The organism is Pseudoalteromonas sp. P1-11 (assembly GCF_001399995.1).
GTDB lineage: Bacteria > Pseudomonadota > Gammaproteobacteria > Enterobacterales > Alteromonadaceae > Pseudoalteromonas > Pseudoalteromonas atlantica.
In genome coordinates this window covers 14,054-29,968 of record NZ_LJSP01000018.1, presented here as the reverse complement: position 1 = coordinate 29,968, position 15,915 = coordinate 14,054, and the positions used below count along the sequence as shown (strand labels likewise).

The 15,915-nt window shown below is 39.9% G+C and carries 13 protein-coding genes; 9 read left to right on the top strand and 4 right to left on the bottom strand.

Going from position 1 to position 15,915, the window contains the following annotated elements; genetic code table 11:
• Positions 1–24 precede the first annotated feature (24 nt).
• From gyrB to dnaA, 4 genes are read right to left on the bottom strand one after another with little or no spacing between them, the layout of a single operon-like run.
• A complete protein-coding gene (gene gyrB / locus AN390_RS18480; protein WP_055255660.1) occupies positions 25–2,451 on the bottom strand; it encodes a DNA topoisomerase (ATP-hydrolyzing) subunit B in 2,427 nt (808 codons plus the stop codon).
• A 12-nt stretch (positions 2,452–2,463) separates the two neighbouring features.
• Positions 2,464–3,558, bottom strand: a complete 1,095-nt coding sequence (gene recF / locus AN390_RS18475) for a DNA replication/repair protein RecF (RefSeq protein ID WP_024032132.1) — start codon at positions 3,556–3,558, stop codon at positions 2,464–2,466.
• 14 nt (positions 3,559–3,572) lie between these two features.
• Positions 3,573–4,676 (bottom strand): DNA polymerase III subunit beta, encoded by a 1,104-nt coding sequence (gene dnaN / locus AN390_RS18470; protein ID WP_004588058.1) that lies wholly within the window; start codon positions 4,674–4,676, stop codon positions 3,573–3,575.
• Between the two features lie 13 nt (positions 4,677–4,689).
• Complete coding sequence (gene dnaA / locus AN390_RS18465) at positions 4,690–6,081, bottom strand: chromosomal replication initiator protein DnaA (protein WP_004588059.1); 1,392 nt, start codon at positions 6,079–6,081, stop codon at positions 4,690–4,692.
• Positions 6,082–6,697: 616 nt separating this feature from the next.
• On the opposite strand from dnaA, the gene rpmH reads away from it, so the two are divergent.
• The 9 genes from rpmH (at position 6,698) to AN390_RS18420 (ending at position 15,913) form a co-directional block, all read left to right on the top strand.
• On the top strand, positions 6,698–6,832 hold the full coding sequence (gene rpmH / locus AN390_RS18460) for a 50S ribosomal protein L34 (protein ID WP_004335215.1): 135 nt from the start codon (positions 6,698–6,700) through the stop codon (positions 6,830–6,832).
• A 7-nt stretch (positions 6,833–6,839) separates the two neighbouring features.
• A complete protein-coding gene (rnpA, locus tag AN390_RS18455; RefSeq protein ID WP_029772813.1) occupies positions 6,840–7,265 on the top strand; it encodes a ribonuclease P protein component in 426 nt (141 codons plus the stop codon).
• A gap of 125 nt (positions 7,266–7,390) precedes the next feature.
• Positions 7,391–7,666 carry a membrane protein insertion efficiency factor YidD gene (gene yidD / locus AN390_RS18450; RefSeq protein WP_004588061.1) on the top strand — a complete coding sequence of 92 codons (276 nt, stop codon included), beginning with the start codon at positions 7,391–7,393 and terminating at the stop codon, positions 7,664–7,666.
• 8 nt (positions 7,667–7,674) lie between these two features.
• Entirely contained in the window at positions 7,675–9,309 is a 1,635-nt protein-coding gene (gene yidC / locus AN390_RS18445) for a membrane protein insertase YidC (RefSeq protein WP_055255659.1), read from the top strand.
• Between the two features lie 135 nt (positions 9,310–9,444).
• The gene (gene mnmE / locus AN390_RS18440; protein ID WP_055255658.1) at positions 9,445–10,809 is read left to right on the top strand and encodes a tRNA uridine-5-carboxymethylaminomethyl(34) synthesis GTPase MnmE; all 1,365 of its coding nucleotides are present in this window, start codon (positions 9,445–9,447) and stop codon (positions 10,807–10,809) included.
• Positions 10,810–11,711: 902 nt separating this feature from the next.
• Positions 11,712–12,161: an FMN-binding protein MioC gene (mioC, locus tag AN390_RS18435; RefSeq protein WP_055255657.1), complete on the top strand. Its 450-nt coding sequence runs from the start codon at positions 11,712–11,714 to the stop codon at positions 12,159–12,161.
• Positions 12,162–12,587: 426 nt separating this feature from the next.
• On the top strand, positions 12,588–14,477 hold the full coding sequence (mnmG, locus tag AN390_RS18430; RefSeq protein ID WP_054983815.1) for a tRNA uridine-5-carboxymethylaminomethyl(34) synthesis enzyme MnmG: 1,890 nt from the start codon (positions 12,588–12,590) through the stop codon (positions 14,475–14,477).
• 15 nt (positions 14,478–14,492) lie between these two features.
• Positions 14,493–15,113: a 16S rRNA (guanine(527)-N(7))-methyltransferase RsmG gene (rsmG, locus tag AN390_RS18425; RefSeq protein WP_004588066.1), complete on the top strand. Its 621-nt coding sequence runs from the start codon at positions 14,493–14,495 to the stop codon at positions 15,111–15,113.
• Between the two features lie 14 nt (positions 15,114–15,127).
• Positions 15,128–15,913, top strand: coding sequence for a ParA family protein (locus AN390_RS18420; protein WP_004588067.1), 786 nt, complete (start codon positions 15,128–15,130; stop codon positions 15,911–15,913).
• Positions 15,914–15,915: the final 2 nt, after the last annotated feature.

The following is a 15,915-nucleotide window of genomic DNA, read 5'->3' as shown; positions in this document are numbered from 1 at the left end:
CTTTTAAGATGTAAGTATAATTTTTTACACGTCTAAGTTAACTACGCGAAGCGCGTTGGTTTCTATAAACTCACGACGAGGCTCAACTTGATCGCCCATTAATGTTGCAAACAATTGATCTGCCGCTACAGCATCTTCAATTGTTACTTGTAACATACGACGAGCTGAAGGATCCATCGTGGTTTCCCACAGTTGGCTAGGGTTCATTTCGCCTAACCCTTTATAGCGCTGAATGTAGATCCCGCGCTTAGATTCTGCGATCAACCATTCCAAAGCATCCACAAAGTTATCAACAGGTTTTGTTTTCTCACCACGTTGAACATATGCGCCTTCTTTTAAGATGTTTGCGATCTTCGTGCCAGTAACAGCAATGCGTTGGTAGTCACGTGATGCAATAAAGTCGTAATGTAATACGTGTGCTTTATCCACACCGTGCTGACGAATATTCACAACCGGGAAGTACAAGTTGCGCTCTGCATCATGCTCTGTTCCAGCGTGGAAAATTGTCGCATCTTCATCACGTTCAACTAAGTCGTCAACTAGTTCTTTAGTCCACTCAATTACCTTAGCTTCGTTAGATAAGTCTTCTACTTTTAACTCGCTTTGGTAAATCAAACGTTCCATTACCGTGTTAGGGTATTTACGTTTTAAGCGCTCAATGACTTTAACTGTGTTTTGGTAATCTTGTACTATTTGCTCAAGCGCTTCACCTTCAATTGCACTTGCATCTTCGCTTGTGTAAAGCGCTGCATTATTTAGTGCAAGTGATGTTAGGTACTCTACAAGTGCAGGATCGTCTTTAATATAACGCTCTTGCTTACCTTTTTTCACTTTATAAAGTGGTGGTTGTGCAATGTAAATATAACCACGCTCAACAATTTCTGGCATTTGGCGATAGAAGAACGTTAGTAGCAATGTACGAATGTGAGAACCATCCACGTCCGCATCGGTCATGATAATGATGCTGTGGTAACGAAGTTTTTCTGGGTCATATTCATCACGGCCAATACCACAACCTAGAGCTGTTATTAGCGTTGCTACTTCTTGTGAAGAAAGCATCTTATCAAAGCGTGCTTTCTCTACGTTCAAGATTTTACCTTTAAGTGGCAAAATTGCTTGGTTTTTACGATTACGACCCTGCTTGGCTGAACCGCCAGCTGAGTCACCCTCCACTATGTATAGTTCAGATAATGATGGGTCTTTTTCTTGGCAGTCAGCTAATTTACCTGGTAAACCTGCTAAATCCATAGCGCCTTTACGACGAGTCATTTCACGGGCTTTACGCGCCGCTTCACGTGCTCGTGCTGCATCAATAATTTTACCAACAACAATTTTGGCATCCATTGGGTTTTCTAATAAGAAATCAGAAAACTTTTCAGCCATTGCTTGCTCAACCGCAGATTTAACTTCGCTTGATACTAGCTTGTCTTTAGTTTGTGATGAGAACTTAGGATCAGGTACTTTAACACTTACAACCGCTGTTAAGCCTTCACGCGCATCATCGCCCGTTGCATTACTGGTTGTTTTAGCTTTTTTGTTAAAGCCTTCTTTTTCCATGTAGTTATTAAGTGTACGCGTTAGCGCAGATCTAAAACCGGCTAAGTGAGTACCACCATCACGTTGTGGAATGTTATTAGTAAAACAGTAAATGTTTTCTTGGAAGCCATCGTTCCACTGCATTGAAACTTCAACGCTAATACCATCTTCTTCACGCTCGTGAGTAAAATGGAATACACCTTTATGTACAGGTGTTTTATTGCGGTTTAAGTATTCAACAAACGCTTGAATACCGCCATCATATTTAAAGTGGTCGGTTTTATTTTCTTCGCGTTCATCAGATAAGATGATGCTTACACCAGAGTTCAAAAACGAGAGCTCGCGTAAACGCTTAGCTAAAATATCATAATGAAAATCAAGGTTTGTAAATGTTTCTGCACTTGGCCAAAAACGCAGTTCAGTACCCGTAGTGTCAGCATCGCCAATAACAGTTAATGGAGCGTTAGGTACGCCCATGCTGTAAGTTTGCTCGTGCAATTTGCCTTCACGACGAATAGTAAGAGTTAGTTTTTCTGATAATGCATTTACTACCGATACACCAACTCCGTGTAAGCCACCTGATACTTTATAAGAGTTATCATCAAACTTACCACCGGCATGAAGTACCGTCATGATAACCTCGGCAGCAGACACACCTTCTTCTTCATGGATAGAAGTTGGGATACCACGACCGTTATCTCTTACAGAGACTGAACCGTCTAAGTGAATCGTTACATAAATATCATCACAATGACCTGCTAAGGCTTCATCGATAGAGTTATCAACGACCTCAAACACCATGTGGTGTAAGCCTGTGCCATCATCGGTGTCCCCTATATACATTCCAGGACGCTTTCTTACAGCGTCTAATCCTTTAAGTACTTTAATACTCGACGAATCATAATTCTCAGACATGGTTAATCCCACTTATCTTGTTATTAGGTTGCCATGTTTCACGTGGAACATTTGTAGTTCTCGTTGCATGGGTTCCACCACAGCAGAAATACTTTCAGACAAAATTGAAGAGATAAAAATTTGAGAACTGCAATGAGCCAATAATTGTCCCACTTTCTCTTTTGTATCCTCGCCTAACTCTGAAGGTAGATCATCTATTAGCAATATAGATTGCTTATCTGTCTCTGACTCAATTAAACTATTTTGCGTTACTTTTAACGCATAAAGCAATAACTTCAATTGACCGCGTGAAAACGTATTCTCTACGCTGTTGCCAGCGACACTAAAACTAAAATCGGCCTTATGAGGGCCTTTACTTGTAAAACCTTGGCGAGCGTCTCGCTCAAAGTTTTGCTCTAATGCATCACTTAAAGACTCACTGTCTTTCCAGCCTGCATTAAAGTTGATTTCTAAATCGCGTATAAGCGTTAATTCTGCACACATTTTATCAAAAAACTGCTGCTTAAACCTACTTATATACGCCATTCTTAATTTATTTATTTGTTCTGCCAGTCTAACAAATTCTTTGTCCCAAAACCTAATTTGGTCAAAATAATTCTTTGGCTTACTTTTTAATAATGCATTGCGTTGTTTAAGCACTTTATTAAACGATTGCCATAAATAAAAAAACTCATGTTCCACGTGGAACAAACCCAAATCTAAAAACTTACGTCGCTCTTTTGGGCCACCAAAAAACAATGAATAGCTTTCGGGTGTAATAATTTGCACTGGCATTAACTGTGCAAGTTCAGAGATTTTTCTACTGGCTTTGCCTTGTATTTTTAAATTAGTTTCACCACTTTGGGTTTTACTAATCCCAATAGGAATAGACAAGTCGTGTAGCGCTTTGCGGCCGTGTATTACAAACTGATCTTGCTGATGTTGAATAATACTTTTATGTTTAGGTGTTCGAAAAGATTTGCCGTGAGAAAGGTAATAAATAGCCTCTAAAAGGCTGGTTTTTCCGCTGCCGTTTTCACCATAAATTATATTAACGCCGTTGACTGGTTCTAGCGTCAGTGCCTCAATATTACGAAAATACTTGAGGCTCAAGTGACTTAAACTCATTTATAATGGGTATCTTATAATCGCATAGGCATAACCACGTACATTGCTTCTTCATCGCCCGCACCTTCAATAAGTGCACTGCTGTTTGAATCTGCTAATGTAAATAGTACATCTTCTGTTTTTAATGTATTTAGTACATCTAATACATACGATACATTAAAACCAATTTCTAGCTCATCACCCTCATACATTACTTCTACTATTTCCTCAGCCTCTTCTTGCTCAGGGTTATTAGCCGTAATTTTAAGTAAGCCATTGGCAAGGTTTAAACGCACACCTCTAAATTTTTCGTTAGATAAAATAGACACACGTTGAAACGCATTACGTAACCATTCACGGTTAGCAGTAATTACTTTATCTCCACCACGCGGTAATACGCGGCGGTAATCAGGGAAGCGGCCATCCACTAACTTACTGGTAAAAGTAAATTCCACATCGATAATACGAATATGGTTAGCGCCAAATTGAATAGTAACTAATTCTTCGTCGGCAACCATAAGGCGCATAATTTCTTGCACACCTTTGCGCGGTATTATTAATTGGCGCTGCGTATTTAACGATTGGCCTAATTCTTTTTGCGCTATTGCCAAACGGTGGCCATCGGTTGCCACTGTTTTAATGTCGGTATTATCTACTTCAAACGACATGCCATTTAAGTAATAGCGAACGTCTTGGTTAGCCATTGAAAAATGCGTGCTTTCAAGTAACTTACGTAACTCTAAACGCGTTAGCTGAAACTCAACCTCGCCATCCCACTGCTCTAAATTAGGAAAGTCTTCCGCGGCAAGTGTAGTAAGTGAAAAGCGGCTTTTACCACTAGTTAAAAGCAGTTGGTGCTCTTGTAAGCTCAATGTAAGCTCAGAACCATCAGGCAGGCTTTTACAAATATCGAGTAATTTTTTAGCAGGTAGCGTTAACTTTGTATCGGCAATATCATCACCAACAAAAACACCTGCAACTAGTTCAATTTCAAGGTCTGTGCCTGTCATTGAAAGTTGCCCGTTTTCTACCACTAACAATACATTAGATAATATAGGTAACGTATGTTTACGTTCAATCGCACCCGATACTTGCACTAATGGCTTTAAAAATTGTTCTCTTGAAATGGTTATTTGCATAATAAAGTCAGCCCTAAGATGACAACGTTCTTATTAAATTTTGATAATCTTCTTTTATTTCGTGGCTTTCATCACGAAGTGATTTAACCTTTCTACACGCATGTAATACCGTGGTGTGGTCACGTCCACCAAATGCGTCACCAATCTCAGGTAAGCTGTGATTAGTTAATTCTTTAGATAATGCCATAGCTACCTGACGCGGCCTCGCGATAGAGCGGCTGCGGCGCTTAGATAACAGATCTGACACACGTATTCTGTAATACTCAGCCACGGTGCGCTGTATGTTGTCTATAGTGACAAGCTTATCTTGTAGTGCCAATAAATCGCGCAGTGCTTCTTTTACAAAGTCGATAGAAATTGGGCGTCCGGTAAAATTAGCATTAGCTATTACACGGTTAAGCGCGCCTTCTAATTCACGTACGTTTGAGCGTAATTTTTTAGCGATAAAAAAAGCGACTTCGTGCGGTAAATTAATTTTACTCTGCTGCGCTTTTTTCATCAAAATGGCAACACGCGTTTCAAGCTCTGGCGGCTCTATAGCAATCGTTAAACCCCAACCAAATCGTGATTTAAGCCTGTCTTCTACGCCCTCAATTTCTTTTGGGTAGCGGTCAGAGGTTAAAATAATTTGCTGATTACCTTCTAATAATGCATTAAAGGTATGAAAAAATTCTTCTTGTGAGCGTTCTTTATTAGCAAAAAATTGAATATCATCAATCATTAGCGCATCTACACTACGGTAATAACGTTTAAATTCTTCAATGGCGTTATTTTGTAGTGCTTTTACCATGTCTTGCACAAAACGCTCAGAATGCATGTAAACAATTTTAGCATCGGGCTTGTTAGCCATAATGCCATTACCTACTGCATGTAATAAGTGAGTTTTACCTAAGCCTGTGCCACCGTAAATAAATACCGGGTTAAAGGCAGAGCCAGGGTTATCTGCAACTTGTGTTGCAGCCGCTTTTGCTAGCTGGTTAGATTTACCCTCAACAAAGCTGTCAAAGGTATAGTTATCTTTTATATTAGATTTATAGCCTGATTTAGGCGCAGGCTCTACTGCTGCTTTTTGTTCTACAGGTTGCTGTTTAGCAGGTGCCTGTGAACTAGGTGATGCAGGGGCTTCAACACTTGGCGCCGCCGCTTGAGTATTTAGTAGTGGTTTACTACCTACATCAAAACGTAATTCGGGCGCTTCATCACCACAAATTTCTACCAGTAACTCATTAATACGGTTTAAATACTTTTCTCTTACCCAATCAAGAACAAAGCGATTAGGTGCGTAAATCGTTAAGGTATCTTCGGTACTTTCTGCTTGTAGTGGTCTTACCCACATACTGAATTGTTGCGAAGGCAACTCATCTTGCAATACATATAAACAACTTTGCCAAACCGACAGATACACAGTTAAACTCCCAGAGGTATAATTTTTATTCCCGCACATCAATAATGATTAAAAATCATGCATTTATTGCGTTCAATTGGCCAGCTACCCGACCCAAGACCGGGTATTATGAAGGCACTTTATCCACAAGTAAAAGATTGATTTTTATAAAATTGTTGATATCAGTGTATAAATATCTTAACAGACTGATTTATAGCGACTTTTATTTTAAAGCCTGATAACAGATCATAACAAAAACACACTGAGATCGCGAACCAATTTTACGATCTAAATGAGTTTTCCCATGCTTTTATTCACTTTTTAAACACCAGCTGTGGAAAACTTCTTAATTATGATGATCCTAGTTGATCACCCTACTTTATTACGATCCACATTCTTTTAGTCAGTCTCGGCCATTAATTCGCCTTTTTGCGCAAAAGCAGACCATTTTGCTTTAAAATTAATCCATAAATATCAAGCCAGCGTACAAAAAATGTAATAAACACGGAGTTTACAGCGCAATTATGATTGACTTTAAAGTGCTTAATCTATAATATCTCGCGCTCGCAATGGCACCTGTGCCAGGATCGCGACCTGCATAGGATGTTTTAACTTTAACCGATCGGATGAGATTGTTATGAAAAGAACTTTTCAACCTAGCGTTTTAAAACGCAAACGTGCACACGGCTTCCGTGCTCGCATGGCAACTGTAAATGGCCGTAAAGTATTAGCACGTCGCCGCGCTAAAGGCCGCAAAGTTCTTTCTGCTTAATATATAAGTGGAAGACTTTAGCTTTGGCAGGGAGTTACGTCTGTTAACTCCCTCGCATTACTCTCGCATATTTAATGAACCCGCTCGGGCTGCAACTCCTTTATTTACTCTTTTAGCTAAACCTAATGACCAAGATAAACCTAGGTTAGGACTCACTGTTGCTAAAAAACGTGTAAAAAAGGCATGCCAACGTAACCGTATTAAACGACTCGCTCGCGAAAGTTTTCGTTTAAATCAACACACCATCGATAATATCGATATTGTGCTTATGGTAAAAAGTGGTATTGATGAGCAGTCTAACGAAGAAATAACCAAACAACTTACAAAGCTGTGGCGTAAAATAAATGAACGCTGCAAACCTGGTGCACCTAAACCACCACCTTTTAAAAAACGCCCAAACAAATCAGCTAAATCTAATAAACAAACCCGATAGCAATAGAATTGCAGGGTTAATTAGGGTATCTTTAGCTCACCTTTTAATCATGCGTTTAAAATCTCTAATTGAGCCTTTAAATACATGGTATCTATTCACTAAATATACGCAGGGGTATAAACACCATGAGGTTACTTAAACCACTTGTTGCTATTCCAAAGCGTTGTTTAGTGTTATTTATCCGCGGTTATCAAATGTGGATAAGCCCACTACTAGGCCCGCATTGTCGTTTTAATCCAAGCTGCTCTCATTACGCTATTCAAGCAATTAATTTGCATGGATTTGTAAAAGGGAGTTGGTTAGCACTTAAACGCATATTAAAATGCCATCCTTTACATTCAGGCGGAGAAGACCCCGTTCCTGAAAAATTAACCCGTATTAACCACCAACACGAGAAATAAGAGCTGTTATGGAATCGCAACGCACGTTTTTATTAATCGGTTTAATGTTAGTGTCGTTTTTATTATTTCAAGAATGGAATAATGACTACAACACACCTAAAGCCGATCCTAGTGCCACTACACAAACACTAAACACAACGTCACCAGAGTCAGATGATTATATACCGTCATCGTCAGATTCAGGTTTACCTGCTTCGGCTACCGCTGCTAAGCGTTCAGTTATTGACATTACGACTGACGTTTTCAAAGTAAAAATAGACACCAAAGGCGGTGACATTGTTGAAGCAGACTTACTCCAATATGAAGAAGTAAAAGGTGAAGAAACACCATTTATGCTTCTAGGCGAGTTTGATGGCAATCAATACTTCTCACAAAGTGGTTTAATTGGTTTAAATGGCCCAGACGCATCAGCGAATGGTCGCCCTACTTACCAATCAACGCAAAAAGCCTACACGCTAAGCGGTGATGAGCTACGTGTACCACTTACCTATGTTGATAGTAATGGCGTTAGCTTCACTAAAACATACGTATTTAAAAAAGGTCAATACGATGTAGGCCTAGAGTACACAGTAAATAATGCGACAAGTGCGCCAGTGCAAGTACAGCTATACACGCAAATTAAGCGTACCGTACAAGAAAAAGGCAGCTTAGTAGATCAAAACTATTTAGGTGCAGCTTACGGTACTGATGAAGAGTCGTACGAAAAATACAGCTTTTCAGATATGGCTGACAAAAACCTAAATAAAAACACCCAAGGCGGTTACGTTGCATTTATTCAGCATTACTTTGTAAGTGCATGGGTACCTAAGCAAGACGAAACACACACGCTTTACAGCTTAATTACTAAAAGTAATGCCGCTATTATTGGTACAAAAGCAGCGCCTATAAATGTACAAGCCGGCAGCGAGCAAACTCTTAATGCGACTTACTACATGGGTCCTAAAGAGTCAGATATTCTTGAAGCGATTCACCCAGATTTAGACTTAACTGTAGATTACGGTTGGTTATGGTTTATTTCGCAGCCTTTATTTGTACTTCTTAAATGGTTACACAGTATTTTAGGTAACTGGGGTGTCGCTATTATTGCCATCACTATTATCGTTAAATCGTTAATGTACCCACTGACTAAAGCGCAATACACGTCAATGGCAAAAATGCGCGCCCTTCAGCCTAAAATGGCTGCACTAAAAGAAAAATATGGTGATGACCGTCAAAAGTTCGGCCAAGCTACTATGGAAATGTACAAAAAAGAAAAAGTTAACCCTATGGGTGGCTGTTTCCCTATTTTGCTACAAATGCCAATTTTCTTAGCGCTATTTTACGTATTCTTAGAATCAACAGAGCTGCGCCATGCAGAGTTCATTCTTTGGCTTACTGACCTTTCTACAAAAGACCCATACTACGTATTACCAATATTATTTGGTGCAAGTATGTTTGTGACGCAAAAACTACAACCAATGACGGTTACCGATCCTATGCAGCAAAAAATGATGACCTTTATGCCGGTTATCTTCTCTGTATTCTTCTTATGGTTCCCATCTGGTTTAGTACTTTACTGGTTAGTGTCTAACCTTATTTCTATTGTCCAGATGCTTATCATCTACCGTGGCATGGAAAAGCAAGGTATAAAAGTAAGAGGCTAGCTTAACGGCTACTCATATAAAGGCGACTTAGGTCGCCTTTTTTATTGCCTATTTTTTACCACAGCTATTCGCTACCAATAAATGCATAGGTTACAATAGCGCCATTAAAGTTACTCTCGTTGGCAAATAAATAGCATGATCAATCAAGACACAATTGCAGCACAAGCGACCGCCCCTGGTCGTGGTGGCGTAGGTATAATTCGGGTTTCTGGCAGCCTTGCTAAAAGCGTGGCCGAAAAAATAATAGGTAAAGTACCTAAGCTTCGCTATGCCGACTACGTTCCTTTTAAAAGTTTAAGCGGCGAGCAACTCGACCAAGGCATCGCTATTTATTTTGCAGGCCCAAACTCATTTACCGGCGAAGACGTACTTGAACTGCAAGGTCACGGCGGCCCAGTTGTACTCGACATGCTATTAAAAGAAATTAGCCAAATAGAAGGCGTTCGCTTAGCTAAGCCTGGTGAGTTTTCTGAGCGCGCCTTTATGAACGACAAGCTTGATTTAACCCAAGCAGAGGCTATTAGCGATTTAATTAATGCAACCTCAGAGCAAGCAGCTAAAAGCGCCCTACAGTCGCTACAAGGTGAGTTTTCTAAACACATTGAAACCCTAGTAGAAAAAGTTATTCATTTACGTATGTATGTAGAGGCAGCCATTGACTTCCCTGATGAGGAAATTGACTTTTTATCCGATGGCAAAGTATCGGGCGATTTAGATGCCATTATCAGTCAATTACACACAGTAACGAGCCAAGCTAAGCAAGGCAGTATTATGCGCGAAGGTATGCGCGTTGTTATTGCTGGGCGCCCTAATGCCGGTAAATCAAGCCTACTTAATGCCCTAGCAGGCCGCGAAGCTGCCATAGTAACCGAAATAGCCGGTACTACTCGCGATGTACTACGTGAGCACATTCATATTGATGGTATGCCACTGCATATTATCGATACCGCAGGCCTACGTGAAAGCCCAGACCGCGTTGAACAAATAGGTATAGAGCGCGCGTGGGATGAAATAACCCAAGCTGATCGCGTGTTGTTTATGCTTGATGGCACCGACACCACCGACACCGACCCACACGCAATTTGGCCTGAGTTTATGGCAAAGTTACCGCAAGGTATGGGTGTTACCGTTATCAGGAATAAAGCCGATTTATCGGGCGATGCAGTAGGTATGGATGAAAACCAACAATACCCAGTAATTAGTTTAAGCGCTAAAAATGCGCAAGGTATTGAGCTTGTGCGCGACCACTTAAAAGCCTGTATTGGCTTTCAGGGCGCAACAGAAGGTGGATTTATGGCGCGTCGCCGCCATTTAGATGCACTTGAACATGCGGCCTATCACTTAGATACTGGTAAAACGCAGTTAGAAATGCACGTAGCCGGCGAAATATTAGCCGAAGAGCTACGCTTAACGCAGCAGTACTTAAACGAAATAACCGGTGAATTTACCTCAGACGACCTACTAGGCAAAATATTTAGCTCGTTCTGTATTGGTAAATAACTCACTAAAGCAGCATAAAATAACACTTACTTTAGGGCACATTAGTGCCCTTTTTTATGCCCGGTATAAAAATTTAAAAAGCTAAAATGGGGCTAAAGTTAAATAAAAACGCGCCTGATTTTAGCGTATTCAACTCACCTGTTTAATCTCTCACAGTATAAAAATACACCACGTTAAGCGCGTAATTGGCGCTCGATATAGCTTAAAAAAGTACCAATATGCCGCTAAAAAGTATCCTTAAGTAGATCGTTTTAACTACGGTTTGTGAATTTATAAGCAAAAGTAACCGGTACTATTAAGGCCAACGCCCTCGTTTTTAATTGATCCACCAGCAAAACTCCTCGCTGAACTTGAAAAATAATAAGACTAATTAAAAAAGGTTATCCACAATCGCCTACTTTATGGCTAATAAATCAAAAATAGCGGCACATTTATAAGCTTAAACCGTCACGATCTATAAAAAAGCGTGGTTTATTACACTTATTTTCACTTTTTTAGGGCAGATCTGCTTAATCGGATCGTTTTTAAAAATTATTTTTGATCGCCTTTTTAAGTTATCAACAAGATTACTATCCACATTATGATCAACAACAGCTTAGCTATATAAAAACGTGGGCTGGTGGCCTCACTTATAATAAAAAATCAATGACTTAGCTTTATTTAGATCTACAAAGCATACTAGTTAAGCAGAGCTTTCCCCAACCTTATCAACAACTTGATCAGAAGATTACATTTAAATAGTTTTTGTTAATTCATTTATATTCAATAACTTATATAAGCAATTACACCAAAGAGTAAAAACAACTCAAAAATAGTTATACAAAATTACAAAGGTTTTCTTTACTGCAAGGCTAACTCAGTTATCATAGCGGGCAAATAAGTAATGTGTGATCAGTTTAAATATGAGTTCTGTAAATATAATCGTTGGTAGTCAAATGGGATCTGCAGAATATGTAGCAGAACAACTATGTGATGAGTTAAATAACCAAGGTATAAGTGCTGAACTACATGATCAACCTAATTTATCTGATATTGATCAACACAATACAATCTGGCTTATATGCACATCGACCTATGGCGCGGGCGATTACCCCGACAACCTTTTACCATTTGTTGAGCAGCTAAATCAGCAAAGTGACTTATCTGCAATTAAATATTCAGTCATTGGCTTAGGCGATACCAGCTACGACACCTATAACCTTGCTGGGCGTAATATAAATAGTTTAATGGCAAGCCTTGGCGCAATATGCATAGCGCCAAGGCTTGAATTAAATATTCTTGATGAGGCATTACCCGAAGATACCGCCCTAGAGTGGTTAGATTCGTGGATAGAGAAAACACAATTAAAGTAATGTGATCGATTAAAATGCATAAACAAAGTTACCCACAATTTACTAATAATTTAATAGCTTTTGTGGATAACCGCTGATCAAACTGCGTTTTTAAGCATGCTTATCCATGGGATAAGATCCAATCGATATTGGGCTGTGTATAAACCCCCTTTTTGATCAGAGCTTATTTGCCTGATGATCCGATCATATTAACACCTTTAGATCTGATCTAATTTTATGTTTTAAATGAATAAATAGAGCTTATCAACAGAAAACTCGATCACTAGTAGTAATTGTATTAAAAGATCTCTTTAAAAGATCCTTTATATTATAAGTGATCAGTGACTTAGATCTTGCCCACTGTTTAATCATTTATCTTCTGCTAATTTCTAGGTAGAATACGCTCCCTTTTGAAGTTTACTGGTTTGATTAAGTAGGATCCCATTAATGATTTTTCACGAAAAGTTTGACGTTATCGTAGTAGGTGGTGGACATGCAGGCACTGAAGCCTCATTGGCTGCTGCACGTATGGGGATGAATACCCTGCTGCTAACTCATAATATGGATACACTTGGTCAAATGTCTTGCAACCCTGCAATTGGTGGCATAGGCAAAGGCCATTTGGTTAAAGAAATTGATGCGCTAGGCGGTGCTATGGCACAGGCTATTGATAAAGGCGGTATTCAATTTCGTACCTTAAATTCTTCAAAGGGACCTGCTGTTCGTGCAACTCGAGCACAAGCTGATCGCGCTTTGTACAAAGCTGCAATTCAAAACACATTACAAAACCAAGAAAACCTAAAAATATTTCAACAATCGTGTGATGATCTTATCGTTGAAAACGACAAAGTTGTTGGCGTAGTAACCCAAATGGGATTACGTTTTAGCGCACCTAGTGTTGTATTAACCGTAGGTACTTTCTTAGGTGGCCAAATACATATTGGTTTAGAGAATTTTAAAGGTGGTCGTGCAGGCGATCCCCCTTCAATTGCACTTGCTGATCGTTTACGTGAGTTACCTTTTAGAGTAGACCGTTTAAAAACAGGTACTCCACCACGTATTGATGCCCGTACAGTTGATTTTAGCAAGATGCAAGAACAACCAGGTGATGCGCCCACACCAGTATTTTCGTTTATTGGTAAACAAAGCGATCACCCACAGCAAATACCGTGTTATATCACCTACACAAACGAAAAAACCCATGAGGTTATTCGTAACAATTTACATCGCTCGCCTATGTACTCTGGCGTAATTGAAGGTATAGGACCACGTTACTGCCCTTCAATAGAAGATAAAATTGTGCGCTTTGCTGATAAAGACAAGCACCAAATATTTGTAGAGCCTGAAGGTTTAACATCGTACGAGCTTTACCCAAACGGTATTTCAACCAGCTTACCTTTTGATGTGCAGTTACAAATTGTGCAATCGATAGATGGTTTTGAAAACGCACATATTTGTCGTCCTGGTTATGCTATTGAATATGATTTCTTTGACCCGCGTGATTTAAAACAGTCATTAGAAACCAAGTTTATAGACGGATTATTTTTTGCAGGCCAAATAAATGGTACTACTGGTTACGAAGAAGCCGGTGCACAAGGTTTAATTGCCGGCATGAACGCCGCTTTACAAGTACAAGGCAAAGATGCATGGACTCCACGTCGTGATGAAGCGTATGTGGGCGTACTGATAGACGACTTAGCAACGCTTGGTACAAAAGAACCGTACCGTATGTTTACTAGCCGTGCGGAATACCGTTTATTATTGCGTGAAGATAACGCTGATATTCGCTTAACAGAAAAAGGCCGTGAACTTGGTTTAGTTAACGATGAGCGCTGGCAGGCATTTAACGAAAAAATGGAAGTGATCGAAAAAGAGAAACAGCGTATTAAAGAAACCTGGATCCATAAAGATCATGCTGTGGTTGATCAAGTAAACGCCTTATTAAAAACACCGCTTACTCGTGAAGCAAGTTTAGAGGATCTACTTCGTCGTCCAGAAATTCGTTACGACGATTTAATGGCTATTGATGGGCTTGGATCTGAGTTTACAAACCAAGCTGCACTTGAACAAGTTGAGATCCATACTAAATACGCAGGCTACATTGCGCGCCAGCAAGATGAGATCAATAAACAGCTTCGTCATGAAGAAACCATTTTGCCTAAAGAGTTCGATTACTCAACGGTATCGGGTTTATCAAACGAGGTAGTTGCTAAGCTAACGGATGCGCGTCCAGACACTATTGGCCAAGCTTCTCGTATTTCTGGTATCACCCCAGCGGCGATTTCGCTATTATTAGTGTATCTGAAGAAGCAAGGCTTATTACGCAAAACTGCGTAATGGTAAAGGTAAACTGTGTTACAGCAACAATTAACAACATTGTTAGCGCAAACTGATATTGCGCTAACTGAAAAACAACAACAGCAATTAGTTAAATACGTTGAGTTACTAAACAAATGGAACAAAGCGTATAATTTAACGTCTGTACGCTTACCAGAAGAAATGATGATTAAGCACATTATGGATAGCTTAGTTGTTGCACCTCATTTACCCGGTCATCATTATATTGATGTAGGCACAGGTCCTGGCTTACCAGGTATTGTATTAGCTATTGCACTACCTGATACGCAATTTGTATTGCTTGATAGCTTAGGCAAACGTGTTCGCTTTTTAATGCAAGTTAAACACGAGCTCGGGCTAAATAATGTCACCCCTGTGCAGTCAAGAGTTGAAGAATATCAACCAAGTGTTAAATTAGATGGCGTACTAAGTCGTGCGTTTGCTTCACTGCAAGATATGGTTGATTGGTGTTCACACTTAATTGATCACTCAGGCAAATTTATAGCGCTTAAAGGTGTGTTTCCTAGTGAAGAGCTAGAGTCGCTTCCTGAGGGGGTAAAATTTGAAGATAAAATCTCGCTAGTAGTGCCTGAGCTTGATGCACAACGACATTTAATTATTCTTTCTAAAGACTAGGGATCAGAGACATAGTGGCAAAAGTCATCGCATTAGCAAATCAAAAAGGCGGCGTTGGTAAAACAACAACGGCTGTTAATCTCGCTGCATCTATGGCTGCAACGAAGCGTAAAGTGCTGTTAATAGATCTCGACCCCCAAGGCAACGCTACGATGGGTAGCGGTGTAGACAAATATGGCGATGTCGCCACCATTTACGATTTACTCATTGAAGAAAAACCAATGGATGAGGTGATAATCACTGAAACCTCGGGTGAGTATCATATGATAGCGGCCAACGGCGATGTAACCGCAGCCGAAGTAAAGTTAATGGAATTGTTTGCACGCGAAGTACGCCTTCGTAATGCGCTTGAAAAAATACAAGATAAATACGAATTTATTTTTATCGACTGCCCGCCTTCACTAAATATGTTAACAGTAAACGCCATGGCTGCTGCTGATTCTATTTTAGTACCTATGCAATGTGAATATTATGCGCTTGAAGGGTTAACCGCATTAATGGACACTATTACGCAACTTGCAAAGTTAGTTAACCCTAACTTACAAATTGAAGGCATTCTTCGTACTATGTACGATCCGCGCAATCGATTAGCAAATGATGTATCAGAACAATTAAAACAACATTTTGGCGATAAAGTATACCGCACCGTGATCCCACGTAATGTGCGTCTTGCCGAGGCACCTAGTTTTGGTGCACCAGCAATGTACTACGACCGCGCATCAAGTGGCGCAAAAGCCTACTTAGCACTTGCGGGCGAAATGCTACGCAGAAAAGAAAAAACAGCGCCGGTAGTCGCCTAACT